The organism is Saccharopolyspora pogona, assembly GCF_014697215.1.
In the GTDB taxonomy this organism is placed as follows: Bacteria; Actinomycetota; Actinomycetes; order Mycobacteriales; family Pseudonocardiaceae; genus Saccharopolyspora; species Saccharopolyspora hattusasensis.
This window is the reverse complement of record NZ_CP031142.1, coordinates 940,667-967,633: the sequence shown is the minus strand read 5'-3', so window position 1 is coordinate 967,633 and position 26,967 is coordinate 940,667. Positions and strand designations below refer to the sequence as shown.

Annotated in this window: 27 protein-coding genes; 18 read left to right on the top strand and 9 right to left on the bottom strand. The window is 67.5% G+C overall.

Translation table 11 applies throughout. The features are described 5' to 3' along the window. Positions 1-126 precede the first annotated feature (126 nt). From DL519_RS04065 to DL519_RS04020, 10 genes are read left to right on the top strand one after another with little or no spacing between them, the layout of a single operon-like run. On the top strand, positions 127-540 hold the full coding sequence (locus tag DL519_RS04065; protein ID WP_190812952.1) for an acyl-CoA thioesterase: 414 nt from the start codon (positions 127-129) through the stop codon (positions 538-540). Beyond that, the gene (locus tag DL519_RS04060; RefSeq protein WP_190812951.1) at positions 533-1,753 is read left to right on the top strand and encodes an acetyl-CoA C-acetyltransferase; all 1,221 of its coding nucleotides are present in this window, start codon (positions 533-535) and stop codon (positions 1,751-1,753) included. Before DL519_RS04065 ends, DL519_RS04060 begins: the two co-directional genes overlap by 8 nt. Continuing rightward, complete coding sequence (locus DL519_RS04055; protein WP_190812950.1) at positions 1,750-2,223, top strand: MaoC family dehydratase; 474 nt, start codon at positions 1,750-1,752, stop codon at positions 2,221-2,223. Before DL519_RS04060 ends, DL519_RS04055 begins: the two co-directional genes overlap by 4 nt. Further along, positions 2,213-2,962, top strand: a complete 750-nt coding sequence (fabG, locus tag DL519_RS04050) for a 3-oxoacyl-ACP reductase FabG (protein WP_190812949.1) — start codon at positions 2,213-2,215, stop codon at positions 2,960-2,962. The genes DL519_RS04055 and fabG overlap by 11 nt, the downstream gene beginning before the upstream one ends. Continuing rightward, positions 2,959-4,530, top strand: coding sequence for an AMP-binding protein (locus DL519_RS04045; RefSeq protein WP_190812948.1), 1,572 nt, complete (start codon positions 2,959-2,961; stop codon positions 4,528-4,530). The genes fabG and DL519_RS04045 overlap by 4 nt, the downstream gene beginning before the upstream one ends. After that, positions 4,527-6,095 (top strand): acyl-CoA carboxylase subunit beta, encoded by a 1,569-nt coding sequence (locus DL519_RS04040; RefSeq protein ID WP_190812947.1) that lies wholly within the window; start codon positions 4,527-4,529, stop codon positions 6,093-6,095. Before DL519_RS04045 ends, DL519_RS04040 begins: the two co-directional genes overlap by 4 nt. A 32-nt stretch (positions 6,096-6,127) precedes the next feature. After that, positions 6,128-6,340, top strand: coding sequence for a biotin/lipoyl-binding carrier protein (locus DL519_RS04035; RefSeq protein WP_132495323.1), 213 nt, complete (start codon positions 6,128-6,130; stop codon positions 6,338-6,340). A 7-nt stretch (positions 6,341-6,347) separates the two neighbouring features. Continuing rightward, a complete protein-coding gene (locus tag DL519_RS04030; RefSeq protein ID WP_190812946.1) occupies positions 6,348-7,709 on the top strand; it encodes an acetyl-CoA carboxylase biotin carboxylase subunit in 1,362 nt (453 codons plus the stop codon). Then, entirely contained in the window at positions 7,702-8,493 is a 792-nt protein-coding gene (locus DL519_RS04025; protein ID WP_190812945.1) for a VOC family protein, read from the top strand. Before DL519_RS04030 ends, DL519_RS04025 begins: the two co-directional genes overlap by 8 nt. Continuing rightward, positions 8,490-9,263, top strand: a complete 774-nt coding sequence (locus DL519_RS04020) for a crotonase/enoyl-CoA hydratase family protein (RefSeq protein WP_190812944.1) — start codon at positions 8,490-8,492, stop codon at positions 9,261-9,263. The genes DL519_RS04025 and DL519_RS04020 overlap by 4 nt, the downstream gene beginning before the upstream one ends. 60 nt (positions 9,264-9,323) lie before the next feature. On the opposite strand, the gene DL519_RS04015 is transcribed toward DL519_RS04020, so the two are convergent. Then, a complete protein-coding gene (locus DL519_RS04015) occupies positions 9,324-10,217 on the bottom strand; it encodes a LysR family transcriptional regulator (RefSeq protein WP_190812943.1) in 894 nt (297 codons plus the stop codon). A 132-nt stretch (positions 10,218-10,349) separates the two neighbouring features. On the opposite strand from DL519_RS04015, the gene DL519_RS04010 reads away from it, so the two are divergent. The 3 genes from DL519_RS04010 (at position 10,350) to DL519_RS04000 (ending at position 13,805) form a co-directional block, all read left to right on the top strand. After that, positions 10,350-11,591, top strand: a complete 1,242-nt coding sequence (locus DL519_RS04010; protein ID WP_190812942.1) for a CaiB/BaiF CoA transferase family protein — start codon at positions 10,350-10,352, stop codon at positions 11,589-11,591. Beyond that, positions 11,584-12,375, top strand: coding sequence for an enoyl-CoA hydratase-related protein (locus DL519_RS04005; protein ID WP_190812941.1), 792 nt, complete (start codon positions 11,584-11,586; stop codon positions 12,373-12,375). Before DL519_RS04010 ends, DL519_RS04005 begins: the two co-directional genes overlap by 8 nt. Before the next feature lie 77 nt (positions 12,376-12,452). Further along, positions 12,453-13,805, top strand: coding sequence for an SLC13 family permease (locus DL519_RS04000; RefSeq protein ID WP_190812940.1), 1,353 nt, complete (start codon positions 12,453-12,455; stop codon positions 13,803-13,805). A 68-nt stretch (positions 13,806-13,873) separates the two neighbouring features. On the opposite strand, the gene DL519_RS03995 is transcribed toward DL519_RS04000, so the two are convergent. After that, on the bottom strand, positions 13,874-15,145 hold the full coding sequence (locus tag DL519_RS03995) for an NAD(P)/FAD-dependent oxidoreductase (RefSeq protein WP_190812939.1): 1,272 nt from the start codon (positions 15,143-15,145) through the stop codon (positions 13,874-13,876). Between the two features lie 138 nt (positions 15,146-15,283). Here DL519_RS03995 and DL519_RS03990 point away from each other — a divergent pair, with 138 nt between their 5' ends. After that, positions 15,284-16,894, top strand: a complete 1,611-nt coding sequence (locus DL519_RS03990; protein ID WP_190812938.1) for a PucR family transcriptional regulator — start codon at positions 15,284-15,286, stop codon at positions 16,892-16,894. 790 nt (positions 16,895-17,684) lie between these two features. Here DL519_RS03990 and DL519_RS03985 read toward each other — a convergent pair. Continuing rightward, entirely contained in the window at positions 17,685-18,218 is a 534-nt protein-coding gene (locus DL519_RS03985; RefSeq protein ID WP_190812937.1) for an IS607 family transposase, read from the bottom strand. Between DL519_RS03985 and DL519_RS03980 the strand changes: the two genes are divergently transcribed. Both DL519_RS03980 and DL519_RS03975 read left to right on the top strand, forming a co-directional pair. Next, positions 18,209-18,871, top strand: a complete 663-nt coding sequence (locus tag DL519_RS03980; RefSeq protein WP_190812936.1) for a hydantoinase/oxoprolinase family protein — start codon at positions 18,209-18,211, stop codon at positions 18,869-18,871. The two genes, DL519_RS03985 and DL519_RS03980, sit on opposite strands and share 10 nt — an antisense overlap. A 20-nt stretch (positions 18,872-18,891) precedes the next feature. Then, positions 18,892-20,205: an MFS transporter gene (locus DL519_RS03975; protein WP_190812935.1), complete on the top strand. Its 1,314-nt coding sequence runs from the start codon at positions 18,892-18,894 to the stop codon at positions 20,203-20,205. Positions 20,206-20,292: 87 nt separating this feature from the next. On the opposite strand, the gene DL519_RS03970 is transcribed toward DL519_RS03975, so the two are convergent. Next, the gene (locus DL519_RS03970) at positions 20,293-21,687 is read right to left on the bottom strand and encodes an IS1380 family transposase (RefSeq protein ID WP_190812927.1); all 1,395 of its coding nucleotides are present in this window, start codon (positions 21,685-21,687) and stop codon (positions 20,293-20,295) included. A gap of 882 nt (positions 21,688-22,569) precedes the next feature. Between DL519_RS03970 and DL519_RS03965 the strand changes: the two genes are divergently transcribed. After that, on the top strand, positions 22,570-22,752 hold the full coding sequence (locus tag DL519_RS03965) for a hypothetical protein (RefSeq protein WP_190812934.1): 183 nt from the start codon (positions 22,570-22,572) through the stop codon (positions 22,750-22,752). A gap of 49 nt (positions 22,753-22,801) precedes the next feature. Here the strand turns inward: DL519_RS03965 and DL519_RS03960 are convergent, their stop codons facing one another. Beyond that, positions 22,802-23,347: an FHA domain-containing protein gene (locus tag DL519_RS03960; protein ID WP_190812933.1), complete on the bottom strand. Its 546-nt coding sequence runs from the start codon at positions 23,345-23,347 to the stop codon at positions 22,802-22,804. 382 nt (positions 23,348-23,729) lie between these two features. Then, positions 23,730-24,239: a DMT family transporter gene (locus tag DL519_RS03955; RefSeq protein WP_223838417.1), complete on the bottom strand. Its 510-nt coding sequence runs from the start codon at positions 24,237-24,239 to the stop codon at positions 23,730-23,732. 48 nt (positions 24,240-24,287) lie between these two features. On the opposite strand from DL519_RS03955, the gene DL519_RS03950 reads away from it, so the two are divergent. Next, complete coding sequence (locus DL519_RS03950) at positions 24,288-25,328, top strand: IS630 family transposase (protein ID WP_190812640.1); 1,041 nt, start codon at positions 24,288-24,290, stop codon at positions 25,326-25,328. Between the two features lie 2 nt (positions 25,329-25,330). On the opposite strand, the gene DL519_RS03945 is transcribed toward DL519_RS03950, so the two are convergent. From DL519_RS03945 to DL519_RS03935, 3 genes are all read right to left on the bottom strand, one after another. Continuing rightward, the gene (locus DL519_RS03945) at positions 25,331-25,684 is read right to left on the bottom strand and encodes a DMT family protein (RefSeq protein ID WP_190812932.1); all 354 of its coding nucleotides are present in this window, start codon (positions 25,682-25,684) and stop codon (positions 25,331-25,333) included. 381 nt (positions 25,685-26,065) lie between these two features. Beyond that, entirely contained in the window at positions 26,066-26,464 is a 399-nt protein-coding gene (locus tag DL519_RS03940) for an ATP-binding protein (RefSeq protein WP_190812931.1), read from the bottom strand. A 97-nt stretch (positions 26,465-26,561) separates the two neighbouring features. After that, positions 26,562-26,891 (bottom strand): STAS domain-containing protein, encoded by a 330-nt coding sequence (locus DL519_RS03935; RefSeq protein ID WP_223838416.1) that lies wholly within the window; start codon positions 26,889-26,891, stop codon positions 26,562-26,564. Positions 26,892-26,967 lie beyond the last annotated feature (76 nt).

Sequence of the window (26,967 nt, the reverse complement as noted above, 5' to 3'; positions counted from 1 at the left end):
CAACATATACGACCTCGCGAAGAGGTGGGTTGCGGCCGGGTATTTCAGGCGTGCTATTGACACAAAAGCGAGGCTCATGCGAAGTTAATTTATATCGCTTGACCAATATAAACAAGAGAGGTCACCGTGTCCATCCGTGCGCTCGGCGTTCATCGCACCCGGGTACCGCTCCGCTGGCGAGACCTTGATCATCAGGGGCACGTCTACCACGGCACCGTGCTGACTCTGCTGGACGAGGCGCGCACCCGATGGCTGCGTACCGCGATCGGGGTCGAGCATCCCGACGCCTACGTCGTCGCGCGGATCGAGATCGACTACCAGCAGGAGATCCTGATGGACCACGACGCCGCCGAGATCTCGATCGGCATCAGCCGCCTCGGCCACAGCAGCATCCGCACCGCCGAGTCACTGATCCTGCCGGGCGGCGAGCAGGCCGCCCGAGCGGAGGTGGTCGTGGTGATGTGGGACCAGAAGGCGCATTGCTCTCGAGCCCTCACCGCCGACGAGCGCGCCAGGGCCGAGGCGGTGGCCCGTGCGTGACGCGATGATCGTCGCGGCCGCGAGGACTCCGATCGGCCGCATGACCAAGGGCTCCTTGGCACGGGAGCGCCCCGACGACCTCGTCGCGCAGGTCATCCAGCACGTGCTCCGCGCGGTTCCACAGCTCGACCCCTCCGACGTCGACGACCTGCTGCTCGGCTGCGGGTCGCCCGGCGGGGAGCAGGGCTTCAACATGGCCAGGGTCGTGGCGGTCCTGCTCGGTCTGGACAAGGTGCCCGGGTGCACGGTCACCCGGTACTGCGCGTCGAGCCTGCAGACGACCCGCATGGCCATGCATGCCATCCGGGCGGGCGAGGGCGACGTCTTCCTCTCCGCCGGAGTCGAGAGCTGCAGCTCGTACGCCAAGGGCGAGGCCGACTCGCTCCCGGGGACCATGAACCCGTTGTTCGACGAGGCGCGCGAGCGCTCAGCGGCCGCCGCCGAAGCCACCCCCGAAGGCTGGGAGGATCCCCGCGACCACGGCTTGCTTCCCGACGTGTACATCGACATGGGCCAGACCGCGGAGAACGTCGCCGCGCTGCGCGACGTCACGCGCGCCGATATGGACGCCTATGCCCTGTTGTCCCAGCAGCGCACGGCGGCCGCTGTGGACAGTGGCTTCTGGGCCAGGGATCTCGTCCCGTACCGCCGCGCCGACGGCACTGTCGTGGACCGGGACGACTGCCCGCGCCCGGACACCACACTCGACGCGCTTGCCGATCTGCGTCCGGTGTTCCGTCCCGGTGGACGGTCGACTGCGGGCAACAGCTGCCCGCTCAACGACGGCGCGGCGGCGCTTCTCGTGATGAGCGACAGCAAGGCGCGCGACCTGGGAGTGACACCGCTGGCAAGGATCGTCGCCACCTCCGTGTCAGCCCTGTCGCCCGAGATCATGGGGCTCGGTCCCGTCGAAGCCACCCACCGGGTCCTGGAAACCGCGGGGATGTCGCTCGGCGACATCGACCTGTTCGAGCTCAACGAGGCCTTCGCGGCGCAGGTACTGCCCTGCCAGGACCAGCTCGGCATCCCCATCGACCGGCTCAATGTCCACGGTGGAGCCATCGCGATCGGGCATCCGTTCGGCGCCACTGGCGCCCGCACCTCGTCCACTGTGATCAACGCCCTGTCCGTGCGGGACAAGGAGATCGGCCTGCAGACCATGTGTGTGGGTGGCGGCCAGGGCATGGCCATGATTCTGGAAAGGCTGTCATGACCACGAAGGGGCACGAAGCGGAGCCGCGCTACTTCTCCTCGCTGCGGCTCGGCGAGAAGCACGTGTCGGCGGGCAGGACCGTGACCGAGGCCGACGTCGTCCTCTTCGCGGGGCTGTCCGGTGACTTCAACTCGCTGCACACCGACGATGAATGGGTCAGGGCGAACACCGAGTACCGTGGCCGGATCGCGCACGGCCTGCTCGTGCTCGCGATGTCGAGCGGGTTGCGCACGCCCGGACTCGACCAGCTACACGTCCTCGGTTTCCTCAACACGGAGCGCGCGATGGTCGCACCGACCTACCCGGGAGACACCCTGTACGTCACGCAGATGATCACCGCGCTGCGGCCGAGCCGCTCCAGGCCAGGGGCGGGCATCGTCACGATCGAGGTCGAGACAGCCACCCAGGACGGCACCGTCGTCCAGCGCGGCACGGATGTCCTTCTCGTCGGAGGCAAGGATGAAAGCTGAGCAAGCACACGTGCATGCGGACCGCAGATATCTCGTCACGGGTGGCGGTTCCGGCATCGGTCGCGCGACCGTGCTGACCCTCGCCGCGCGCGGCGCCAGGGTGGCGGTGGCCGACATCGACACCGACGCGGCGCACCAGGTCGCGAAGGAGGCCGGGACAAACGCGCTGCCGGTAACCCTGGACGTCGGCGACCGGGCATCGTGGACATCCGCCGCGGCCACCGTCGAGGATCAGCTGGGCGGACTCGACGGCCTGGTGAACAACGCGGGCATCACACGTGACCGCTCGATGGCCCGGATGTCCGACGAGGAATGGGGCCAGGTGCTCGACGTCCACCTGCGCGGCGCCTGGCTGGGCTGCCAGGTCATGGCTCCGCTCGTCACCGCGGCGGACTGCGGCGCGATCGTCAACCTGTCCTCTTCCGGCCGGTACGGCACCTTCGGCCAGACCAACTACTCCGCCGCGAAGGCCGGGGTCGTCGGCCTCACCAGGACGGTCGCGGTCGAGCTCGCCTCACGCGGGGTCCGGTGCAACGCGGTCGCCCCCGGCGCCGTGGACACACCGATGATCGGCACGGTGCCTGACTCGGTCCGGCAAAAGTGGCTGGACACCATCACCCTCGGCAGGCTCGCGGCGCCAGGCGAGATCGCGAACGTCATCGCGTTCCTCCTCTCCTCCGAGGCGTCCTACATCACCGCGCAAGTGATCGACGTGACCGGGGGCGAGCTACACCTATGAGGGCTCAGCTGCTCGACGGCGTGGAACTCGGCCGCATCAGCCCGGTCGCCGACCTCATCGACGCCGAGGCCACCAGGCCCGAGGCCACTCTGCTGCACTGGCCAGGAAGATCCTGGACGGTACGGGAGTTCGCCAGCGCGGCACGCCGTTGCGCCGCTGAGCTGCGCGACCTTGGCATCCAGACCGATGATCGGGTCGCGGTCCTCAGCGGAAACTCGGCATGGCGGCTCGCGTGGCAGTTCGGCATCTGGTGGATCGGCGCCGTCGAGGTCTCGGTCAACTCCGAGCTCAAGGGCGACTTGCTGGACTTCGTGCTGGCCGACTGCGACCCCGCGCTGCTCGTGGCTGAGCGTGAGTTCACTGGCTGCCTGCACACCGCGCTCACGGTGCCACGACGACTTCTCGACGACGCCCCACCACCGGAGATCGACGCCGCGACCGCACGCGAGCTCGACGCCGTCCAGACGGAGCTGGCACCGTCCACTCTGGCCACGATTCTCTACACCTCGGGCACCACAGGATCGTCGAAGGGGGTGATGCTGCCGCGCGGCTACTTCTCCAACCAGGGCGCCGTCATCGCGCGGGTGCTCGACCTCGACGAGCGCGACACTGGCTACTTCGTCCTGCCGTTCTTCCACGTCGACTTCCACGTCGTCCTCCCAGCCGTGATCCAGTCGGGTTCCTCAGTCGCGTTCGACCGCCGCTTCAGCGCGCGACGATTCTGGCCGCATGTCAAGGAGTTCGGTTGCACCTGGGCGTTCGCCATCGGGGCCGTGCTCTCGATAGTCCGGAAGCTCGGTGCAGAGCCCGCGGCCGGAACCACGCTGCGGCGCGTCCTCGGCGCACCGATCCCCGACGAGGCATACACGTTCTTCGAGGACCGGCTCGGCATCGACATCCTGAGCATGTTCGGCCAGACCGAAGCCGACGGCCCTACCTTCGAGACGACCGGCCGGCGCCGCCGAGGCAGTGCCGGAACACCCTGCTCTCATTTCGACGTCGAGATCCACGACGACCGTGGACACCCGGTGGCCGCGGGCACGGTCGGCGAGATCGTCTACCGGCCGCACAGTCCCGACTTGATGATGCTCGGCTACTGGCGCCGGGACGACGCGACGGTCGCCGCCTGGCGGAACCTCTGGTTCCACTCCGGCGACCTCGGCCGGATGGACGGTGACGGCTTCCTCTACTTCGTCGGCAGGATGACCGACAGCATGCGTCGCCGAGGCGAGAACATCTCGGCCTACGAGCTGGAGATGTCTTTGCGCAAGGCACCCGGCGTCCAGGAGTGCGCCTCGATCGGCGTGGTCGACGAGGTCGGCGGCGAGGACGAGATCAAGGTCTTCGTCGTCCCTGTCGACGAAAACGGTTTCGATGTCGACGCGTTCTTCGACTACTGCGACCGGCAGCTGCCCCGCTACGCCGTCCCCCGCTACGTCGAGATCACCTCGGCCGAGACGTTCGTGCGCAGCGTCGGCACCGGCGTGATCCAGAAGCGCTGGCTCTCCCGCGCCACGAGCGGATCCGGGGTCCATGACCGCGAAAACCTAAGGGAGGCACACCGATGAGCTTCACCTGGAAAGACGCGCTGGCCGAGCTGGACCGCAGGAGAGCGCTCGCGCGCGAGCTCGGCGGCGAGCGTCGCGTCAACCGCGCCCATGACCAGGGCCGGTACACGATCCGCGAGCGGATCGACCGGGCGGCGAGCGCGTTCTACGAGGTCGGCGAGTTCGCTGCCTACGAGGACGTCGATGCAACGGGGAAGCTGCGCGGCATGATGCCGGCGAGCTACGTCTGCGGGCTCGGCGAGTTCGCGGGTCGCGCGGTCGCGGTCGGCGGCGAGGACTTCACTGTGCGGGGCGGAGCGCCACAGACCTATCTGGATCGGATGAAGGGCGGCCTCGGCGGCTTCGTGGAAGACCTCGCGCACGAGTACCGGATCCCGCTCGTGCTGTTCATGGAGGGCATCGGCGGGGACGTGGCCGCGCAGGCGGAGAAGGGTCACTCCTACCTCGTGAGCTCACTGAGCTGGCAGCGCTCCTACGAACTGCTCGCCGAGGTCCCGGTGCTGACCATGGTCAGCGGCGCGGCGGTGGGCGGCACCGCGGGACGGACCGTGCTGAGCCACTTCTCGGTCATGACCAAGGATTCCGTTCTCTTCGCCGGGGGCCCACCACTGGTGAAGCGCGCTCTGGGAGTGGACGTCGACAAGTACGAGCTGGGCGGCGCGCGGGTGCACACCGCGGAGTCCGGGTGCATCGACAACCTCGCCGAGGACGAGGACGACGCGATCCGGCAGCTGCAGACAGTGCTCGGCTATCTTCCGCAGAACGTCTGGGAGATGCCGCCGCGAGGCGATCGCAGCGACCCACCCGACCGCCGGGTCGACGAGGTACTCGACATCATTCCGGAGAACCGCCGCCGTCCCTACAAGGCGTCCAAGGTCGTCAGCGCCGTCGTCGACCGAGGCTCGTTCTTCGAGGTCGGCGCGCGCTGGGGCCGCGCGGTGACCACCGGGTTCGCCCGCATGGACGGCATCCCCGTCGGGATCGTGGCGAGCAACCCGCAACACCTCGGCGGCGCGCTCGACGCGGCCGCGGCGGAGAAACAGGTGCGCTTCGTCGACACCTGCAGCACCTTCCACCTGCCCATCGTCTACTTCGTCGACGTGCCGGGCTTCATGGTCGGGCCCAACGCCGAGCGAGGCAACGTCGTTCGCTGGGGCATGCGCGCGATCCAGTCGATCATCCAGGCCGAGGTGCCGGTCGTGACCATCCAGGTCCGCAAGGCCTACGGCATGGCGGTGTCAGCGACGTCAAGCCCGGACAGCCTCAGCCTGCGCCTCGCCTGGCCCACCGCGGAATGGGGCGACCTGCCGGTCGAGGGCGGCGTCGAGGCCGGCTTCAAGCACGAGATCGAGAACGCCGAGAACCCCGAGGAGTACCGGCGGCTTGCGGAGGAGCGAATGCTCGCGCTCGCGGACCCGTGGAAGACCGCCGAGGCTTTCGGGGTGGAGAACATGATCGACCCCAGGGACACCAGGGAGGTCGTGTGCGCCTTCCTGGAGGCCTCGCTGCACCGGGTGCGCACCTCACTCGGCCCGCAACGCAGGCAGTGGAGCCTGCGGCCCTGAACCACAAGACAGACCTCACGAAGGGAACCCTCATGGCAACAGTGGAAAGCGAGACGACCGCGGTGGTGTGGAAGGTCCTCGTCGGAGTCGGCGACACCGTCGAGGAGGGCGACGCCGTCGTCATCCTCGAGTCGATGAAGATGGAGATCCCGGTGGAAACCGGAGAAGCGGGCACGGTCACCGCGGTGCACGTCAAGGAAGGCGACGCCGTGGACGACGGCCACGTGTTGGTCGATGTGAGCTGAGGTCGCCATGTTCACTCGAGTTCTTGTGGCCAACCGCGGCGAGATCGCGGTTCGCATCCTGCGAACCCTTCGGAAGATGGGCATCGAGTCCGTCACGGTCCACTCCGATGCGGAGGCCGACGCGGTGCACGTCCGCGCCGCCGACCAGGCCGTCTGTATAGGACCCGGACCGGTTTCGGAGAGCTACCTGCGGATCGACCGCGTCCTTGACGCCGCGCGAAGGACGGGCGCACAGGCCGTCCACCCGGGATACGGGCTGCTCGCGGAGAACCCCGAGTTCGCCGAGGCCTGCGAACGGGCCGGGCTCGTTTTCATCGGGCCGACGTCCGAGGCGATCCGGGTGATGGGCTCGAAGATCGAGGCGCGAAGGGCGATGTCGGAGGCCGGAGTCCCGGTGGTGCCAGGCGCTCTCGAACCCGTCTCCGGTGCCGACCACGCGCTGGAACTGGCCGATTCGATCGGTTACCCCATCGCGGCGAAGGCCTCTGGGGCGGGCGGCGGCAAGGGGTTCCGGGTCGCCCGCGAGCCCGGCGAGCTTCCCGGCGCCGTCGAGGGCGCGCGCAGCGAAGGGGAACGGTTCTTCGCCGATCCCACCGTGTACCTCGAGCGCTACCTCGACGACCCCAGGCACATCGAGGTCCAGCTGCTCGGCGACACCCACGGCAACGTTGTGCACCTGTTCGAGCGCGACTGCACGATCCAGCGGCGGCACCAGAAGCTGGTCGAGGAGGCACCGGCGCCGCGGTTGCCGGAGCCGCTGCGTACCCGCATCGGCGAGCTGGCGATCACGGCGGCCAAGGCCATCGGCTACCACTCGGCGGGCACCGTGGAGGGCCTGCTCGCCGGTGACGAGTTCTTCTTCCTGGAGATGAACACCCGCATCCAGGTCGAGCACTGCGTCACCGAGATGGTCACCGGCATCGACCTGGTCGAGCAGCAGGTGCGCGTCGCCGCCGGCGAACGGCTGTCATTCGGGCAGGCCGATCTGCGCCTCGATGGGCACGCGATCGAGTGCCGGATCAACGCCGAGAACGCCGCAAAGCACTTCCTGCCCGCACCCGGGACCATCAGCGGATACCAGGAGCCACGCGGAGCGCACGTGCGCGTCGACTCCGGCGTCGGCGAAGGCTCCGCCGTGCTTCCCTTCTACGACCCCATGATCGCGAAACTGATCGTGTGGGGAGAGGACAGGGCCACCGCTACCGGCCGCATGCTCCGCGCCCTCGACGAGTTCCGGATCGACGGCGTCACCACGCTCCTGCCGTTCCACCGCGCGCTGCTCGCCAGCGACCAGTGGCGGCGCGCGGAAAGCTGCCGCGACCTGCTCGAGGACAGCGCCTGGCTGAAGCAGACTGCGCGGCATGAGTGACGGCACACGCGGCGCGACCGACTTCGACCACACCTCGATCGCCGTGCACGACGCGCCAAGCTGGCTGCGCCGGCTCCGGGGCACGCTCGGTGCGACGCCGCTCGTCGGGCAGGTGCTCCCGGAGTTCCGCTACGTCGTCTGCCAGCTCGGCGACGAGCACTCCGGCGGACGCCTCGAGCTCATGGACGCCCAGCCCGACGAGACGGACGGGTTCCTCACCCGCTTCCTCCGCCGGCACGGCGAGACAGCACACCACCTGACCTTCCTCGTGCCCGACCTCGCCCGCACCATCGAACAGGTGCGCGAGCTCGGCCTCGGGGTGGTGAAGACCGACCTCACGCACACCCCATGGCGGGAGACCTTCCTGCCTCCCGACGATGTCCACGGCGTGACGATCCAGCTCGCCGACAGCGACGTCGGCTACCCACCCCTACGCGAGCTGCTCGGCACCCGGACGCGAGATCCCGCTCGAGTACCAGGGAACCGCGAGGGCCGGGAGCCCGGCTGGTGGGAGTTCGCCTGGGACGTGCCCGCCGGTCCACTGGCGCGCCTGCGGTCCACGACGCTGCGCTCCACCGACCCGGCCTTCTCCCACCGGCTGTTCGCCGGTGTCCTCGACGCGGAGACACACCCTCGCCACGACGGCGTCGAGTACCGCTGGCCGAGAGGCACCCTCGTGGTCCGGCCGGACATCGTGGCCGGAATCAGCCACCTCACGGTCACCGGTGGCCCGGCACCCCGCTACCGCATCGGCGCGACGACACTCGTGCAGGAGCAGATATGACAGACCCCCGCCCCGTCCACATCAGTACGCCTGCTGAGGGCGTCTTGCTCGTCGCTATCGACCGGCCGCACGCCCGCAACGCGATCAACGACGAGGTCGCGCGCCTCGTCGCCGAAGCCATGGACCGGCTCGACACCGACGACACACTGCGGGCGGGCATCCTTACCGGCAACGGACCCGGTTTCAGCGCGGGACTCGACCTGAAAGCCTTCCTCGACGGGGAGACCGGCGAGCATCCCGAACGCGGATTCGCCGGCCTGGTCCGCCGCCCACCGCGCAAACCCCTGATCGCGACCATCGAAGGGTTCGCCCTCGCCGGCGGGCTGGAGATCGCGCTCGCGTGCGACCTGATCGTCGCGGCCCGCGACGCGCGCCTGGGCATCCCGGAGGTCAGGCGCGGGCTCGTCGCCGACGGCGGCGCGCTCCTGCGCCTGCCGCAGCGACTCCCCCGCAACATCGCCGCGCAACTGGCCCTCACCGGCGACGAGATACCGGTCCCCCGGCTGCACGAACTCGGGCTCGTCAACCTCGTCACCGAACCGGGAGAAAGCCTCGCCGCCGCTGAGGACCTAGCCGCGGCCATCGCGGCCAACGCCCCACTCGGTGTGGTCGCGAGCAAGTACGTGCTCGACCACGCCGGCAGCTGGCCGGCCGACGAGATCTGGCAACGTCAGGCGCGGGCCGTCGAGCACGTGTGGGCCTCGCGCGACGCGACCGAAGGCGCCCGCGCGTTCGCCGAGCGACGGCCGCCGCGCTTCACCGGCCGGTGAGCAAGACACGCAACTCGCCGCCCAGCGGCGCGCACCGGCTCGCCACGGTGGGGAGATCCATCACGCGCCTGCCGGGTACGACGTGACGTGGTCGAGGAAGTCGGCGACGTGCCGGGCAAGGGCCACCCCGGCCAGCCTGCACACGGCGACGTCGCGGCGCGCCGCAGGGTCGGTCAACGGCACCCGCACGACGCCGTCGTTGCCCCTGGCGGTCGGCGGAGCGACGGCGACCCCGACACCGGCCGCCGCGAGCGACACCGCCATCTCCATGTTGTCGGTCTCGAAGATCACCTTGGGGTGCAGGCCCACGCTCTCGAACATCCGGTCCGCCACCGCGCGGGCGGCGTAGCCGGACTCGGAAAGGATCAGGTTCTCCCCCGCCAGCTCCCGGACGTCCAGCGACGCACGGCCGGCCAGCCGCGTGCCGGCCGCCACGACGACGTCGATCCGCTGCTCGAACAGGACGGTCGCCGCGATCTCGGGGCGCTCAGGAGGCGGGGCGATCATCGCGACGTCGATCTCACGCTCGACGAGCATGTCCGCGAGTCCGTCGCTGCTGCCCTCGCGCAACGAGAACTCTACGTCGGGCCAGCGCGCGGCGAAGCTGCCGACCACGGCGGGCATGTAGTCCGAGCCCAGCGACCGGAGCAGCCCGACCCGGACCAGCTTCGTGCCGGTCAGCCGCGCCTCGCGCAGCCCGATCCGCACCTGCCGCAGCGCGAGACGTGAGTGCTCGGCGAGCAGCCGGCCCGCGGGGGTCAGCTCGATGCTGCGTCCGCTGCGCAGGACCAGCGCCATTCCCAGTTCGTTCTCCAACCGCCGAATCCCCCGGCTCAGTGTGGACGGCGTCATCCGCAGTTCCGTGGCCGCGGCGGCGAAGCTTCCGTACTCGACGATGCTGGAGAGATACAGGAGGTTTGGGCACAGGGCCATCGACGCCCGGTATTGGTGCATATGTGCACCGTATCAGTGCAATATCCGCCATTGACGCACCAGAACGCCATTGCTTGACTTACCCCGTTCATTTCCACGGGTGACCGAGCTCACTCGATCATCGCGCCGAGCACCCCGAATTTTGGAGAAAGAGTGACTGATGCGCACGCGCTCGACGGACTGCGGGTCCTTGAGGTCGGCAACTATCTCGCCGGGCCCTACTGCGGCACCTTGCTCGCCGACCTCGGTGCTCAGGTGACCAAGATCGAAGACCCTCATGGCGGCGACGTCGTCCGCACGTATGGCGCCGTCATCGACGGCACACAGGACAGTTCCGCGTTCCTCACCCTGAACCGGAACAAGGGTTCGGTTGCGGTGAACCTCAAGTCCGAAGAGGGCAAGGCGATCTTCCGCGCACTCGCCGTACGGGCCGACGTCGTCGTCGAGAACCTCCGCCCTGGCGCGATGCGGAGGCTGGGCCTGGACTACGCGAGCCTGACGGAGGAGAACCCCGGGCTGATCTACCTCGCCGCGTCGGGGTGGGGCCAGGACGGCCCGCTCGCGACGAACGCCGGGCTCGACATCATGGCGCAGGCTCGCTCTGGCGTGATGAGTGTGACGGGCTTTCCTGGCGGCGAGCCCGTGAAGGCGGGGGTGCCGCTGTGCGACATCGGCTGCGCGATGTACGGGGCCATCGCGGTGCTGGCGGCACTGAACCACCGCAACCGGACTGGCGAGGGCCAGTTCATCGACGTCTCCCTGTACGAGACCGGGGTCGCTTTCGCGATCTGGGAGTTCGCCAAGCACAGCGCCACTGGCGAGATCCCCGCTCCGCAGGGCTCGGCGCACCAGACCGCGGCGCCATATCAGGCCATCCGGGCGTCCGACGGCTGGTTCACCGTCGGTGCGGCCACTCCGAAGACCTGGCTGGCGTTCTGCCACGGCGTGGGTATGACCGAACTGATCGATGACGAGCGATTCGCGTCCAATGACGACCGTATGCGGAACCGGTGCGAGCTGATCGCCGCGATCGAGGAGCGGACCCGCACGCAGCCCCGCACACACTGGCTGAACCTCTTCGACGAGGTGGGTGTTCCCGCAGCCCCTATCCACGACTACGGACAGGTGTTCTCCGACGAGCACCTCGTCGTCCGTGATTTCTTCTGGGAGTCGACGACACGCGACGGCACACCCGTACGGCAGATGGGCTCGCCGATGCGGCTGTCCAGGACGCCGACCGTCCGGCGCACCCCTGGCCCGGGGCTGGGTGACCTGACCGGCGCGGTCCTCAGTGGACTGGGCTACACCGAGGCCGACATCGCCAGGCTCGACGCGGACGGGGTGGTGCGCGCAGCGCGGAACCCCGCTCCCATCGGAGGCGATGGCCATGACTGACTTCCACGAGGCTCCCCTGCTCGCCGAACAAGACGGCCCGGTCTACCGGATGACCTTCAACCGGCCGCACCGGCTGAACGCCGCGACCCCGGAGATGGAGGACCTGATCGTCGCGGGCTGCGAGTATGTCAACCGAACCCCTGAAATCCGCGTCGTCGTGTTCGACGGTGCAACCGGCCAGAAGCCGTCCTTTATGGCGGGCGGGGACATCGAAGGCTTCCGGGGCATAGAGTCTGCCGACGACGTTCGCGCGGTGGAGTCGCACTCCGAACGCACGCTCCGCGCGATCGAGAACCTGCGCGTCCCCGCGATCGCGGCCCTGGACGGGCCCGTGATCGGGCAGGGCGCGCTCCTCGCGGCCTGCTGCGACATCCTCGTCGCCGGGCCGGCGGTGCGCTTCGGCTTCCCCATCGCCCGCACGGTCGGCAACTGCCTGTCGGTACGCAACCTGACGCGGCTGACCGAACTGGTCGGCGTGCCGCTCACCCGCAGGATGATCATGCGGGCGGCACTGCTCGGTATCGGCGACCTGGTTCGCGCCGGTGCCGTGAGCGACACCGTGGACACCCACGACGAGCTGCGCGACCTCGCCATGCGCATCGCTCAGGAGATGGCTGCGCTCGCACCGCTGACGCTCTCGTTCACCAAGTCCTCGCTGCTGCGGGCACGTGACCCCGGCTCCGGCAACGAAGACCTCGTGGTGCGCAGCTACCTCTCCGACGACTCGAGGGAGGCCGTATCGGCCTTCCTGGGCAACAGATCACCGTGCTGGCGCGGTCGCTGACCTGACGCACGGCAACGCGTTTCCCGAAAGATGCACGACCCACATCTCATCCGTCACCCTACGCAGGAGTCCTCGACATGACGGTCCAGTTCGTTGCCATCGGCATTCTGGTTCTCGTGTTCGTCCTCGGCGCCGTACGGGGCGTGCACATAGGCGCGCTGGCGCTCACCGCGGCGGTCGGAGTCGGCCTGACTCTCGGCCGGCAGCCGTTGGAAGAGGTACTCGGCGGCTTCCCCGTGAGCCTCATGGTGCTGCTACTGGGGATGACCTATCTCATCGCGATAGCGCGGGCCAACGGCACACTGGACTGGCTGGTCGACGGCGCGGTACGGCGCACCGGACGGAAGAAGTTCCTCCTGCCATGGCTGATGTTCGTGATCGCACTCGTCATCGCAGGACTTGGCAATCCCTTGGCGGCCCTCATCGTGATCCCGATCGCGATGCTGCTGGCGGAGAAGAACGGCCGGGATCCGGTGGTGATGGGGCTCGGCGCGGTCAACGGCTCCATCGCGGGCGCCTTCGCGCCCACGAGCCTCTACGGTGTGCTCACCGTCAGCATCGGCGAACTCGGCGGCGTGGTGGTCAATCCCTATACGCAGTTCGCGTTCGTCCTCGCCCTCGTCGTCGCGCTGCAGGTGGCGGCGCAGATACTGTTCCGGCGGCACCGGACCGGGGACGCCGGGGACAGCACAGTGGGCATCCCAGCCGTGCCCCCCGAGCCCATCGGCGGCGGTGTGCCTAGCGGATCGAGTGGGGCCTCGGTGTCGACCGCCGAGCGGGTCGAGCGCACGATGTCCAGCCCGGCGACGGCCACACGCACCACGCTCGCTCAGCGCTTCACGCTGCTCTGCCTCGCATCTCTGGTTGTCATCGTGATCGCGGTTCCGGCTTTCGGAATCACCATCAACATCGGCGCGGTGGCCCTGGCCTTGGGTGTCGTGCTCTCGCTCGCCTTCCCTCGCGACTCGGCCGCGGCGATCGCCGACATCGACTGGAGCACGATCCTGCTCGTCGGCGGCATCGTCACCTACGTCGCACTGCTGCAGCGCATGGGCGCGGTCGACGCGCTTGGCGACCTCGCCGCCGCGATCCCCTCGCCTCTCGTCGCGGTCCTCATGCTGTGCTTCGTTGGCGCGCTCGTGTCGGCATTCGCGTCCACAACCGCATTGCTGCCGATCATCATCCCGCTCTCGCTGCCGCTCATCGCCGAGGGCGGCATCTCCGCCGCAGGGTTGATCATCGCGCTATCTGTGTCCGCTACGATCGTCGACTCGACGCCGTTCTCCACCTCTGGAGCCGTCATGGTCGCCTGCACGCCCGAGGCGGACCGGCCGCGAGTCACCCGGGTACTCCTCCGCTGGGGACTGTCCATGACCGTCATCGGACCACTGGTGACCTGCGCGGCGCTCGTGATCCCCAGCCTCCTGTGACGCGAGCGACGCTGAGGACGCCCGGGCGTGGGCATCGCCCCGTCAGCGGCCGACGGAAGCCGCACATCTCAGAGGATCGCGGTCGGTGCCCGGTAGTCACCGTCCGCAAAGCGGCGCAGCCGGAAGGGGTGGACGTCGTGGTCGGGACGGGCGTTGTTCACCAGGGCAGCGACGACTTCACCGACCGCGGGTGCGAGACCGAATCCGTGACCACTGAACCCGGTCGCCACGACCAGGCCAGGGTGCTCAGCGAGGCGGTCCAGCACCGGCAGGCCGTCGGGCGTGGCATCGATGACACCGGCCCAGAAACGTTCAGCGCGCAGCTCCAGCTGGGACGGCAGGGCCGCCCGCAGACGTGTCAGGCTGCGCCTGGCGAGAGCGGGGGACGTGCAGGGCTCCGTGGACACCTCGACCCCGGTGAACCGGTGCCGAAGCTCGCGCAGCGCCTCGGCGTTCACGCGCAGCCGCATTCTGCGGTGGTTATGCAGGAATGCGGTCATGAAGTGGGGAGCCTGCAGAAGAGTGTCCAGAGTCAGATCGACGTCTCCGCCGCCTCCGGTGGAGAAGATCATCCGACCGTCGGGGCGCTGCCGGAATGCCAGGCCCGACGCCCACACGCTCGTGGTCGACACCGGCGGCACGGGCGCGGTGAGCCCGACCGTTCCCCGGACCCGATTCTGTGGCAGTCGGATCCCCGCCGTACGCAGCAGTCGGCGCGAGCCCGCGCCGGCGGCGCACACGACCGTTTCCGCCCGCAGTGGTCCGTGGTCGGTGTGGACTCCGATCACCCGGTCTCCCCGTCGTTCGAGCGCGAGGGCACGCCAGCCGGTGAGCACGACCGCGCCGGCCCGGGCCGCGGCCTCGCCGTAGGCCCGGGTGGCCGACACGGGGTCGGCGTGCCCGTCCGAACTGGTGTAGATCGCCGTGTCATGCGGCAGACGCAGACCCGGCACGAGCTCCTGCACCTCGAACGGATCGACCAGTCGAGTGTCGAGACCGTGTTCCGCGCCGATCCCGGCCCAGGTCACGTACTTCTCGGCGGCGTCCGCACCGGCCAGAGCGAGATTGCCACCCTGAACCCACTCGATCTTCTCGTCCAGCTCGTCCTCGAGGCCGCTCCACCGCCGGTTCGCGGCCCGCATCATCGAAAGCTCCTGCGGGCTGCGACCTTGCTGCCGGACGAACCCCCACCCCCGTGTGGACTGGCCGGAACCGAGGACGTCTGCGTCCAGGAGCGCGACCGCGATCCCTTCCCGGCCGAGCTCGTACGCCGTCGCGAGTCCGATGATCCCGCCGCCCACTATGACGACGTCGGGACGGCGACCTTTCGTGGTCGGCATTAAGTTCCTCCCGAGTTAATTCGTTCTTCCGGTCAACGGCCGGATCTCTGCCATCGTGACGGCGCAATAAACAACTGACAATGCACAACATGTGTCATCTTGTGGCGATCTGTTGCGCGAGTTGTTTAGGCTCCGCTGATGGTTCCGACTCTTCGTGAGGTCCTCCAGTACGAACCCTTTCGCCGGGCCTCGGCCCGCGTTGTCGCGGCTGACGACGCCCTCGATGTCGCGGTCCGCTGGGTCCACATCAGCGAGATGCCCGATTCTGGGCGCCTGTTCCAGGGCGGCGAGCTGCTGTTGACGCAGGGCCGCGGCATCGCGTCCGAGGCATCGGCCCAGCGCGCCTGGATTCGCGAGTTGGCTCGGGCCGGCATCGCCGGTGTGGCGGTGGAGGTCGGCGTGGTCCTGCACCGGATTCCCGGCGCGATGTGCGATGAGGCGCGCCACCACGGGCTGCCGGTCATCGAGCTGCAGCACCCCGCCTATTTCATGGACATCACCGAGGCCGTCCACACGACGATCATCAACAGCCGGGTCGGCGCTATGCAGCGTGCCGAAGCCGCCGGACGCCGCATCGCGCGCTTGGCGCTCGATGGGGGGAGCCTCACCGAAACCATAGACGAACTGGCCCGTTCGCTGGATCACCCGGTGGTCGTTTCCGACGCCGCGGGCGAGGTCCTCGCGTACGCGCCGCAGACCGCCGAGACCGACCGGCGGGTCGGGAACTGGGCGGCACACGCGCGTGTGGGACACACCCCCACCTCCGACGGCCTACCCAGCCGGACCACTGCGGGCGGTACGACGTGCGTCTGGGCCGCGATCCCGGTCCGCGGCGAGTGTTGGGGCAGCGTGCACGTGCTCGAGCCGGGAGACCCGACCGATGAGGCCGGGCGACTCATTCTGGACCGAGCCGCCACCGCCATCGGGCTGGCCTTCGCCAAGGATCCGGACGCTGGGCTCGGGCAGCAGAACGCCCGCAGTGTCTTCGTGCATGATCTGGTCGGCGGACACGTCGCCGACCAGCGCGAGCTGCGGTTGCGCGCCGCGGCCTTCGGGATCGACCTCTCCGGCAGCTTCCGGGTACTGGTGTTTCGACCGCTGGAGCGGTCTGAGCGGCTGCGTGCAGTCGCCACGTCGGCAGGCCGGCTGCTCGCATCGGATGCGGGGGACCGAGTACTCACCGCGTACGACGGGGGGCAGTTGCTGACGGTGCTGGGTGGTCATGTCCACTCGCCTGACGACGTCCGTGCCCGCGCCGAGCAGGTCGCTGAAACCTGCTATGCGGATCACGGCGTGCCGGTGGTGGTCGGCATCAGCGATCCCGTTCCGGTCACTGGCCTGCCACGGGCATTCGCCGACGCAGCGGACGCCGTCCGGTACGCGACGCGCATAGGACGCGAGCGCGGGGTGCTGCTCTCGGGCGATCTGGGGATCGACCGGCTGCTCATCGACCTCGATCGCACCCAGTCGCTGAGTCGGCACATCGAGCGCGAGCTCGGTGCGCTGCTCGATCACGACGCCACCGCGAGTACACCGCTCCTGCCGACGTTGCAGGTTTACCTCGAGCACTCCGGTCGTAAGGCCGAAGCCGCGCGTGTGCTGTCGATCGAGCGACGGACCCTGTACTACCGCATCGAGAAGATCACGAGACTGCTGAACGTCTCGCTCGAGGACCCCGATGTGAACCTGCGCCTGCTCATCGCATTGCGGGGGCTTGAATTCCGACGCCGCATACGCAACCGTTCCTAGGGGTGAGTGGCCATTATTGGTCACGTCATCCGAAGCCGGACTGATCCGGTGATCTCCCGAACGGTCGTGGAGATCTGGGAACAACACGAGTTGGTCACCTCGGTCCAGCATGGTCTTGTCACCACGGCGTGGTGTGCCCGCTGTCCTTTGCTGGTGGGCACGTCTGCCGATGGCCACCTTCGCGTGGCGGAAGAACACCCGTGAGTGTTTGTGGGTGCCATAGCACCCAAAAGCACTCACGGCGGTCACCTGCGTTCGCTGATGCGCTGCTCGACGCGGGCAAGCCGGGCCTAGAGGACCTGAACGCGACGCTGCTTACCGAAACGCTCGTCGCGATCCGCATAGCCGCGAACACGCCCCCGCCGCTTCCCGCCATGGCGCGGCCAGACGTTGTTCGATAGCGCGGATTGCCCTGGTGAGACCGGTTTTCTGGAGCGCCCAGGCACCGCAGGGATAACCGGTACTGGTCCTCGGATGCCCGGGTGATCGCACCAGCCCACCGTGACGAACACCGGGCGGTGAGATTCCTCCTGCGTCGTGCTCGTTGGGTGTGCTTCGCCGCCGCATCGCCGATACAGACCCGTTCAGCCAGGTCGGATCGGGCGAGAGAACCAAGGTGCCCTCCCACCAGGATCAGCACCTTCTCATCAACAGCCGACACCCGCAGACGATCGCGGATACGCGCTCCGGATGGCGCGGCCACGGTGAACGGCGCAGCGATCAGCCGAAGCTTTCGTCGTGCCACCACCTCACCCCTCACCGCACCTCCCACCGCGTGTCCAGCAATGGCCTACTCTACCGCCTGTTTCACGCAGTGGATCACTCGGCGTTGCTTCGCTGACCGCGGCCCATACAACCGGCCCGAAAACGACGTCACCACCGCCACCATGTCCCGCACCAACTCCGACTCCAACTCCGCCGACGAATCCCACTCCTCATCCGTACCGGTTACCTCCAGATCAACGCCGAACGCGGGCAACAACACATCCCGGATCACCCCGATACCGAACCGGGCTAAACGCTCCTCGTGTTCCACCACCAACGTCGCCACCTCGGGAGGCCGGCAGGCATCAAGAGCACGCCGAAAACCACGACGACCATCCGAGAGTCCAGACGCCACGTCCCAGAATTCCCCCACCACAACACGGCCCTCGGTAGCGTGCCGCAATCGCGTGATCTGCCGGTCAAGATCACCCTCGCGGCGCTGGCGCTGCGAGGACACCCGCGCATACAACACCACGCCCTCAACAGGCGGTACCGATCCACGCCTGCGGCGGACATCCTCCAACTCCGCCACCCGGAGAAGCGGGACCGATGCACGCATGCACCGTCGCCGACGACCTGAGGATCGACGAAATCCTGGTGCCACCGCATCCGGGCGTTCTGTCCGCCTACGGACTCCTCAGCGCCGACATGCAGGTCCCGCGGCAACGGACCTTCAGCGGGCGCCCCGGCCACACAGATCCGGCCGAGGTTCTTGCGGCGCTCGAAGCGGTCGCCGATCTCGCTCACGCCGACATCCGGCGTGCCGGAGCCACCGGCGAGATCACCATCGCGCACGCCGTTGACGCCCGCTATGTCGGCCAGTCACACGAGCTGACCGTGCCCGTGGCGGCCAACGACCCGAAACTGCTCGACGCGGTGGAGACCGGCTTCAACAGCCTGCACGAGCGCCACTACGGGCAGCGGGACCCCGAGGGCATGGTGGAGATCGTCGGAGTGCGCGCCACGGCCTCGATGGCCCGACCGCGCCCGTCGATCGCTCCGAGCACAGCACCGGTGCACCGCGGGGAGCGCAGCATCTACCTGCCCGGGGAGGACCGCTTCGCCGCCGTACCGGTGCTGTCGCGCTCGGCGGTGCCGGACCAACTCGACGGGCCAGCGGTGATCGTGCAGGAGGACACCACTGTGCTGGTCCGTGAGGGCTGGCGTACCGAACTCACCCCCACTGGAAATCTGCTGCTCAAGCGTTCCTGACCCACCGATGGGAGTCCATCGTGGCTGACACCACTACAGGATCCCGGGGCCGCCTCGACAAGGCACAGCGTGGTGCCTTCGTCGGGGCCTTCCTCGGGTGGCTCTTCGACTACTACGAGATCTTCCTTCTCACCTTCCTACTGGTCCCGATCATCGCCGAATTCGGCCTGTCCACGGCCGCCGGTGCATGGCTCGTGTCCGCCTCGCTGATCGCCATGGCTGTCGGTGGGGTCGGTTTCGGGATGCTGGCCGACCGCATCGGCCGCCGCCGCGTCCTGCTGATCACCGTGCTGATGTTCACGATCGCGACCTTCGCCCGTGCGATCGCACCGAACTACGAAGTGCTGGTCGTCCTGACGGCCATCGCCGGGCTCGGGCTCGGCGGCGAATACGGCGTCGGGCAGTCACTCATCTCCGAGATCATCGAACCGAGCCGTCGAGGGTGGTGGGGCGGTCTCTACTACGGCGGCGCTTTTCTCTCGATCATGCTTGCAGCTCTCGTCGGGGGACATCTGCTTCCGGCGATTGGGTGGCGATGGACGTTCGCGATCTCCGGAGCGCCGGTGCTGCTGGTCATCTATCTCCGCTCACACACTCCCGAATCTCCCCACTGGGTCCAGAACGCTTCGGTCAACCGCCTCAAACTGCGGGAGTATGCATCCGGGACGTTCCTCCGCCCGTTGGCCCTGTGTCTTGTCCCCGCCGTCCTCTACTTCTGGGCCTACTACGGCTTGACGACCCTGCTGCCGAAATACCTGACCTCGGCCGGGTTCAGCATGGCCACGGCCTCGTGGTGGATCTTCTTCACGGCCGTGGCCGGCCTTTGCGGATGCCTGTTCGGTTCCTGGGCCTGCGACCGGTGGGGACGCCGTCCCACGGTGACCGTCGTGATGTTCTTCGCCGCCGTCGGCGGATTGATCGTCTATCTCGCCGGTCCGTCTGCAATCGGCTCGCCGGTGTTACTCGTACCGTTTTTCATCCTCTACTTCGGATCGACCGCGCCGACCATCTTCGGGACCCTCTTCAGCGAGGTGTTCCCGACGCGCTTTCGCTCGGCAGGTGTTTCCGCGGCACTCCAGCTCGCCCGCGGAACCTCCGCGCTTCCTCCGCTCATCGCGGCGGGGGTCATCGCGAATGTCGGCTACATGCCGATCTTCCTCGCGGCGACAGTCCTTTACGCCGCGGTGGGTGCGTGGACCTGGCTGTTCCCCGAGACACGGAACTCTCGTCTGGAAAACCTCGATGACGACGCCGTGCGAGCCGCTACCCCCGGATCCACCGAGTTGGTTTTGGCGTGGGTTGTTGATCAAGGTCTTGGGGGTGTTGATCGATAATGCTGGTGGTGGGTGTGCGGAGTCCGCCGGCCTGGTGGTCCGGCTTATCCACTGTGGTCTCCGGTCGGCGCCCGTAGGCGGGTGTGGTCAGGGGCAGGCCCCGGCTGGCGGGGGGTGGGTTGCGGTGAACAGGCTGGTGAAGGCCTGTTTCCAGTGCCAGTCGGCCGGGAGGTGCAGCACGATGCGGCGGGCGGAGCGGGCGATACGGGCCGGGATCGTGATGAGGTGCCGCCGCAGGGTGGTGGTGCGGGCTTTGGCGTGGAACTGCGACGCGAGACTGCCTGCGGCACGCATCAGGTTGTGGGTCAGCGCGGCCAGGGACAGCCAGGCGCCGTTGGCGGCGAGCTGCCCGGAGGGCAGGTGGGCCGCGGCGGAGTCGTTGAGGTCGGCGAAGACTTGCTCGATCGTCCCGGCGCGGCCGCGGTGCTCGGCCTCGGCGGTGAGCAGCTCGTGCGGGGGGTCGGTGAAGATCGCGTGATAAAGCCAGACCGGGAACAACTCGCCGGTGGCATCGGTGGTGGTGATCCGGGTGCGGCGCACGATCAGCCGGGCGGTGACCGCACGGCCGGGATTCTGGGTGACGTTGGTGAACGCCTCCAGTGTCGTTTCGGCGATCTCGCCCTCATAGATCCACTGCTTGGCGCGGTCGTCGAAGACCGGCCGGTTGAAACGCACGGTCTGCCATGTGTTCTCGTCGATCCCGGCGATCGCGGCCTTCACAGTCGCGGTGTGTTTGGCGGTGACCGAGAAATACGCCCCGGCTTTGCGGATCGCGGCGATGACCGGGCCGGTGAAAAACGCCGAATCACCCCGCACCACGATCGTCCCCGTCGCACCACACGCCCGGGCCGTCTTGATCGCCGAGGTGATCAGTGACGCCGCGCCGCGGGCGGAATTGGCGTTACCGCCCCGCATCCGGGTCGCCGCCACCACCGGCGCCGTACCGGGGGTGGAGATCGTGGCCATCAGATAGTTCAGGCCCCGCACCTTCGTATACCCATACGCCGAGCCCTGCTTCCCCGCCCCGTAGACCTCTTTGATCTTCGAGTCGATATCGACGAACACCAGCTCATCGGCCCCCGGCAACAACCCGCACCGCCCGGCCAGGCGTTCCAGCACGATCCGGCCCAGCTTCTCCAGCTGCGCCACATGCCCATAGGTGAACCCACGCAGAAACGTGCCCAGCGTCGACGGCGCCCGGATCCCGTCGAACAACCGCGACATGCCACCGTGGCGGATCACACCCAGATCCTCGAACGAGTCCGCACCACAGGCCATCCCCGCCACGATCGAGGACACCTTCACACCCGGATTCGCCCCCGCCGACCCCACATCCGGCGACAATTTCACCGTCTGCTCAGCCAGATCAGCCACCCCGACCTGCTCGGCCAGCCGCAACACCGGCACCAATCCCGCACACGACACGAGATTCGGATCATCGAACCTCACCGACACCGCGCCGACACTATGCGATGCTTGCATCCAGCAGATGCCCTCTCATCCAGGAACCGATTGTCTCTCTCGCAAAGAACAATCATCCCAGGCCAGAGGGCATCTGCCCCACCACGACACGACCCCCGCCTGCACAAACTTTCACCACAACACCGGTGGATCCGGGCTACCTCACCGGAAGGAACGCCCACCGCCAATTCCTGATCGTCGTCAACCGATGGGCGGCCGTTGGGAAAAGCCGTAAGCATCGAGGACGGCACAGCGCGGTCCGCAGCCAGCAAGCGAACACTGGTCGACGACGGTGCCGGGACGGCAGTCGACCGGATCGGCCCACTTCCAATCGGAGGTGGGCCGATCCGGTATCGACCGAGCGGAATAAACACACCGGGCACTCGCTGCAGGACCCGGGAAAAGTCCTGGGAAGCGGTGAGCGGCGCATCGATTCTCTGCAACGCACCTCCGCACCACATCTGATCACCGCCCTGCACCGAAACAGCGCCCAACCCGAAGATCTCCGCTAGTTGGAGAGGGTTGATCACCGTCAGCTGCGGCGCTCCGCAGACCCGACCTGACCGGCGTCGCAGTGCTGCAGGGGCGCGTTTGCACCTCCTGCAGCACATACACACTCAAGAAGTCAACTCCGACTCAAAGCCTGCTCCAGCTGCTACTTGGTCATCTTTGAGCAGCCCTTGATGTTCTGGCGACGGGCACCGTCGTACTGCTGCTTGGTTCGGCCGGCAGGGGCTTGCCGTTTGCCCGATCTCTTGCCACCACGCCGGTGTGGCGAGATGTCCAGGGGTCGACATCTTGCTCTGCTGCCGGGATTGGCCCGGCTCCCTGCTGAGCGCGGTCCTTGTTCACCGTCCGAACCGCGATCTCCTCCGCCCGCGAAACAGTGCAGCAACGGATGACGTGCTCCCATGCGGCGGAACAGGATTTCGCGACGGCGTCGCGTTCGTCGATCCGCGGAAGCTGGCGACCCCGGCGTCGCTCGCCGAGCACATCGCCGCCGAGATCGCAGTGCGGTGTCAACGGAACGCTTTGGCGCAGACGACGGCGCTGCGCAAACGGCTGCGGGACCTGCGCGCTGGCTGACCCGTGGCGCGGACAGGGCCGGTGGTGCTACCAGCCCGGCTGCTCGAAGTCAGCCGTCGAGCTGGAAACGGAGACGGTAGGTTCCAATCCACACCGCATCGCCGTCGACGAGCTCCGCACGGTCGATCAGCCGTCCGTTGACGTACGTGCCGTTCAGCGAGCCGACGTCGGTCACCACGTAACAATCGTTGATCAGCAGCAACTCGGCGTGAAAACGGGACACAGTGGGATCATCGAGCACCAGGTCGCAGCTGTGATCACGTCCGAGCATGCACGGTGAGTTCACCTCATGCCCGATCCCGGCGTGGGGGCCACGCGTGTAGATCAGCTTTGGGGTCGCCCCGCGGGAAACGGGCTCCCGGGCAGCCTGCGGGATGCCGACGTGCTTGGGCGGTTCAGTCGACGGAATGGTGGCTTCCGGTGAGCGTCTCACCTTCTTTGTTGGCGGCACATCATTTGCGGGATGGCTCATAACATCTCCTGACGCGAAACCGGTCGAAGTGACCAGCCAACTCGAGCGTTCGGGGAGCGAGATGACCAGCACTCCGGCACAGCGGCCCATGCCTGGCCCGCGCACCTGATCGGGGATCCACACCCTAATGCGCCAGCGGCCCCGTGGGAAGAGAACCGCAGCGCAACAGCGCGCCCGCCGTCTCCTGCGCCTCGCAGGACCTCCGACACCACTCCCGTCGCACCGAAGATCCCGTCGAACAACCCACCTACTAACGGAACAGAACGGACTTCTGCGTCTGGAGATTGAGGTTGGGCAACAACTCGTCGGGGGCGTCGCCTGCGGCGACCTTCGTACCGTGCCTCGATCAGGGTCCAAGCCATTTGAGTGGAAGCAGCCTCCGCCCTGTGGGTCTCGGCGCGCTCCCGCCCGAGTGGGAGCGATCCCCCCACCCGAGCCACCGTGCAGAACAGGATACTCACGCCCCAGGTGACCGTTTAGTCTCCAACAAGCTGGCGCCTTCGGGTCAGCGCCGCGGCGTACGGTGCGGCGCATCGGGGTTCAGCATCTTCGAACGTGCCAGCACGACTGTGCCGACACCGATCAAGACCGCTCCGGCCGTCGTACCGAGCAAGAACCACCCTCCGCGCGCCTGCTCACCGAACACCGACAAACCCCACGCCACGGATACGAGCGGATTGGTCAACGTGAAACCGGGTTGCGAGGCAACAAGGTTGCCCGCGTGCAGTGCGCTCTGCAAGAGGAAGAACGACAGCGGGCCAAGCACCGCGACACCGTACGTTTGCCACGTGGTGAGCAGACCAGCGCCGTGTGCAACCGACGCACCCACTCCAGCGATCAACGATGAATTCAAGCCGAAAGCGGCCCCCGTGGCGACGCCCAGCAACGCTGCTCGGTGCTCACGCTGACCCCGGTAACCCAATGCCACCAACGCGACGATGGGGACCGCCGTCGCCGCGATGCCGACCGCCCAAGTCTCCGTTTCAACCAGCGGATCACCGCCCTCCGGGGCCAAGCATGTTATTGATCGGGAACTTATAGGTGTGATCTTCGTTGTTCTGGCATGATCGCTGGTGTGCGGGACGCGCGGAGGTTGTCGCCTGAGGCGCAGGAGGATTTGCGGCGCAGGGTGGTCGCTGCTGTTCATGGTGGGATGAGTCAGGTCGAGGCGGCCCGGGTGTTCGCGGTGGCCCCGCAGTCGGTGTCCAGATGGGTGCAGGCGTGGCGGAAACGTGGCTCGAAGGGTCTCACCGGGCGTCGCCGGGGTCGCAAGCCCGGCGAGCAGAAAGCGTTGAGTGCCCGCCGGCAGCGCAAGCTGCGGTATGCGGTGGCCGAGCACACCCCGGCCACGTTCGGGCTGACCGGCCTGGTGTGGACCCGCAAGACAGTGGCCGAGCTGATCCGGGTGCGCCACGGCATCGTGTTGAACCTGCGCACCGTCGGCAACTACCTGCGTTCCTGGGGATTGTCGCCGCAGAAACCGATCCGCAAGGCCTACGAACAGGACCCCGAGTCCGTACGCCGATGGCTGGAGGAGGACTACCTGGCCATCGCCGCCCGCGCCCGCCGCGAGGGCGCACTGATCCTGTGGCTGGACCAGACCGGGATCCGCTCCGACGCCACCGTAGCCCGCACCTGGGCACCGGCGGGCCAGACACCGGTGGTGGGCAAAACGGGCAAACGATTCAGCGTGAACGCGATGTGCGCGATCGGGAACAAAGGCGAGCTGTACTTCACCGTCTACACCGGCTCGTTCAACGGCAAGGTGTTCCTGTCGTTCCTGGACCGGCTGACCCGCCATCTGGACCGCAAAGTCCACCTGATCGTTGACGGACACCCCGTCCACCGCCGCAAGACTATCCAGCAATGGATCACCAAGCACGCTGAGGCGATCGCGATGCACTTCCTGCCGGGATACAGCCCCGAACTCAACCCCGACGAGCTACTCAATGCCGACCTCAAACGCACCGTTTCCACCAGCACAGCCCCCAAAACCCGCGCCGAGTTAAAACAAGCGGTCCGCTCCTTCCTCCACCGGCTCCAGAAGCTGCCCGACCGAGTTCGCTCCTACTTCGGCAAACCCGAAGTTCGCTACGCCGCCTAACATCACACATTTGCCACCCGGATCAATAAGAGGGTCGCGAGCCCCACCGACAACATCCAGATCGCGGCCCAGTCCCGACGCGGAACCCGCAACCGGAAGGCCCAGGACGCGAGAACCAACGTAAACGGAAGTTCGGTGACCAACACGGGTTGAACAAGAGCAATTCTCGACACAGTGATCGCGATACCATGCACGACAAAGCCGATGATCATTGCGCTAATTCCGAGCACCCACACCGGGTTGCGAATGAGATCCACAAGCATTTTGAGCGAGAACCCCGAAGACTCCGGAAGGTCCTTCGTGCCGCGTCGCTGCAGGACCGATGCCGAGGCATTCAACAGGGCCGCAACGACCATCAACCCGACTCCAAACACACGACAGTATATGCGCTAGGAGCCTGCGTTTCCCCACGTTCCATCGGGGGCGGATCACAGATTGTGATGGCCGGCGCCCGGCCAAACACCATCAGGTGAACCCAACGACAACGTCTCAGATCTCGTCGGCTTCAGAATATGCTGTCGAGCGCGATCGTCGATGTCGAGCAGTACCGGGCCGCCACCTTCAGCGTGCAGAAGACTCGCGAACCGCAGGCTACTCACGAGCCAGCATGTCGGCTGGACACACGTCCGTGACGCCCACGACAAGCGGCCGCTCCCCCAAGTTGACGAGGTCGGCCATGTAACACCGACGGAGAACAATCGCTGCGCGCTCTGACCGGCACAGCAAGGGAGCAGCATTCAGCTGGACTCACCAGCGGTCGACCAACTCATCGTCACCACTGAGCCGATATCACTCGGGGTAATCACGGCCTCGTCGGCGAGGCGGCGTATCAGCGGCAAACCCCGACCACCTTCGACGTCGGCACCCAAACCCAGCGGCACCCAACTACCACGATCAGTGACTGTCACCTGAACCCGGCGCTCGGCTGCGAAGTGCACAGCCTCCACATCCATCTCGCCCGAGTGCGCGTACGCATGCTCGACCACGTTCGCCATCGCCTCGTAACATGCGAGCGCAAGTGCCTGCGCAGCGTCGCTGCCGAGGCCCGCGCAACGGCCCCAACCGGCCAGCTCATCACGCAACGCAAGAAGCTCTCCGGGCGATGCCCGGACCCTTTGGTAGCGCAGCGCCGGCACCGGGGAATCCCCGTCTCCAGCGGCACCCGACGTAGGACCCCCGTTCGACAGGCCAACCATCATCTCAAGCCCCATCCGTCCAAACCATCGTGGAACATCAGGAGCCAGCGACGGCGGCCATTGCCTGTTCCTGGGAGGAGAAAAACTCGATCTCCTGGTCGAGCCCAGTCAGCTGGATGGGCCGCACCGTCGCCGGGCCGTCAACGACCACCCGGAAACCGATGTCGGTTCCGGCACGGTTGTGAGCACGGACCAGCACGGCGAGCCCCGCCGAGGACAGGAACGTCACCCCACTGAAGTCCAAGATCAGGATCTCTGGCCGCATATCGAAGGCGTTCATGATCGCTGACTCGACGCGAGGAGCGTTGAGCAGTTCGACCTCACCCCCGACTTCCATCAGCAGGACTCGGTCAGACCATCGGGTCACCACGCTCAACGGTGTTGCTTGGTCGCTTGAGCCAGAAAACGTGGACATGCGCCCATGGTGGTCTCCGAACCGGTCG

Bases quoted from the DNA above. Each gene is read 5' to 3' on its own strand.
- DL519_RS04045 (WP_190812948.1), top strand. From the start codon at position 2,959: ATGAGGGCTCAGCTGCTCGACGGCGTGGAACTCGGCCGCATCAGCCCG.
- DL519_RS04000 (WP_190812940.1), top strand. From the start codon at position 12,453: ATGACGGTCCAGTTCGTTGCCATCGGCATTCTGGTTCTCGTGTTCGTC.
- DL519_RS04030 (WP_190812946.1), top strand. From the start codon at position 6,348: ATGTTCACTCGAGTTCTTGTGGCCAACCGCGGCGAGATCGCGGTTCGC.
- DL519_RS04025 (WP_190812945.1), top strand. From the start codon at position 7,702: ATGAGTGACGGCACACGCGGCGCGACCGACTTCGACCACACCTCGATC.
- DL519_RS04005 (WP_190812941.1), top strand. From the start codon at position 11,584: ATGACTGACTTCCACGAGGCTCCCCTGCTCGCCGAACAAGACGGCCCG.
- DL519_RS03970 (WP_190812927.1), bottom strand. From the start codon at position 21,687: ATGCAAGCATCGCATAGTGTCGGCGCGGTGTCGGTGAGGTTCGATGAT.
- DL519_RS04015 (WP_190812943.1), bottom strand. From the start codon at position 10,217: ATGCACCAATACCGGGCGTCGATGGCCCTGTGCCCAAACCTCCTGTAT.
- DL519_RS03980 (WP_190812936.1), top strand. From the start codon at position 18,209: ATGCACGCATGCACCGTCGCCGACGACCTGAGGATCGACGAAATCCTG.
- DL519_RS03945 (WP_190812932.1), bottom strand. From the start codon at position 25,684: ATGGTCGTTGCGGCCCTGTTGAATGCCTCGGCATCGGTCCTGCAGCGA.
- DL519_RS04055 (WP_190812950.1), top strand. From the start codon at position 1,750: ATGACCACGAAGGGGCACGAAGCGGAGCCGCGCTACTTCTCCTCGCTG.
- DL519_RS04040 (WP_190812947.1), top strand. From the start codon at position 4,527: ATGAGCTTCACCTGGAAAGACGCGCTGGCCGAGCTGGACCGCAGGAGA.
- DL519_RS03985 (WP_190812937.1), bottom strand. From the start codon at position 18,218: ATGCGTGCATCGGTCCCGCTTCTCCGGGTGGCGGAGTTGGAGGATGTC.
- DL519_RS04035 (WP_132495323.1), top strand. From the start codon at position 6,128: ATGGCAACAGTGGAAAGCGAGACGACCGCGGTGGTGTGGAAGGTCCTC.
- DL519_RS03995 (WP_190812939.1), bottom strand. From the start codon at position 15,145: ATGCCGACCACGAAAGGTCGCCGTCCCGACGTCGTCATAGTGGGCGGC.
- fabG (WP_190812949.1), top strand. From the start codon at position 2,213: ATGAAAGCTGAGCAAGCACACGTGCATGCGGACCGCAGATATCTCGTC.
- DL519_RS03950 (WP_190812640.1), top strand. From the start codon at position 24,288: ATGATCGCTGGTGTGCGGGACGCGCGGAGGTTGTCGCCTGAGGCGCAG.
- DL519_RS04020 (WP_190812944.1), top strand. From the start codon at position 8,490: ATGACAGACCCCCGCCCCGTCCACATCAGTACGCCTGCTGAGGGCGTC.
- DL519_RS03990 (WP_190812938.1), top strand. From the start codon at position 15,284: ATGGTTCCGACTCTTCGTGAGGTCCTCCAGTACGAACCCTTTCGCCGG.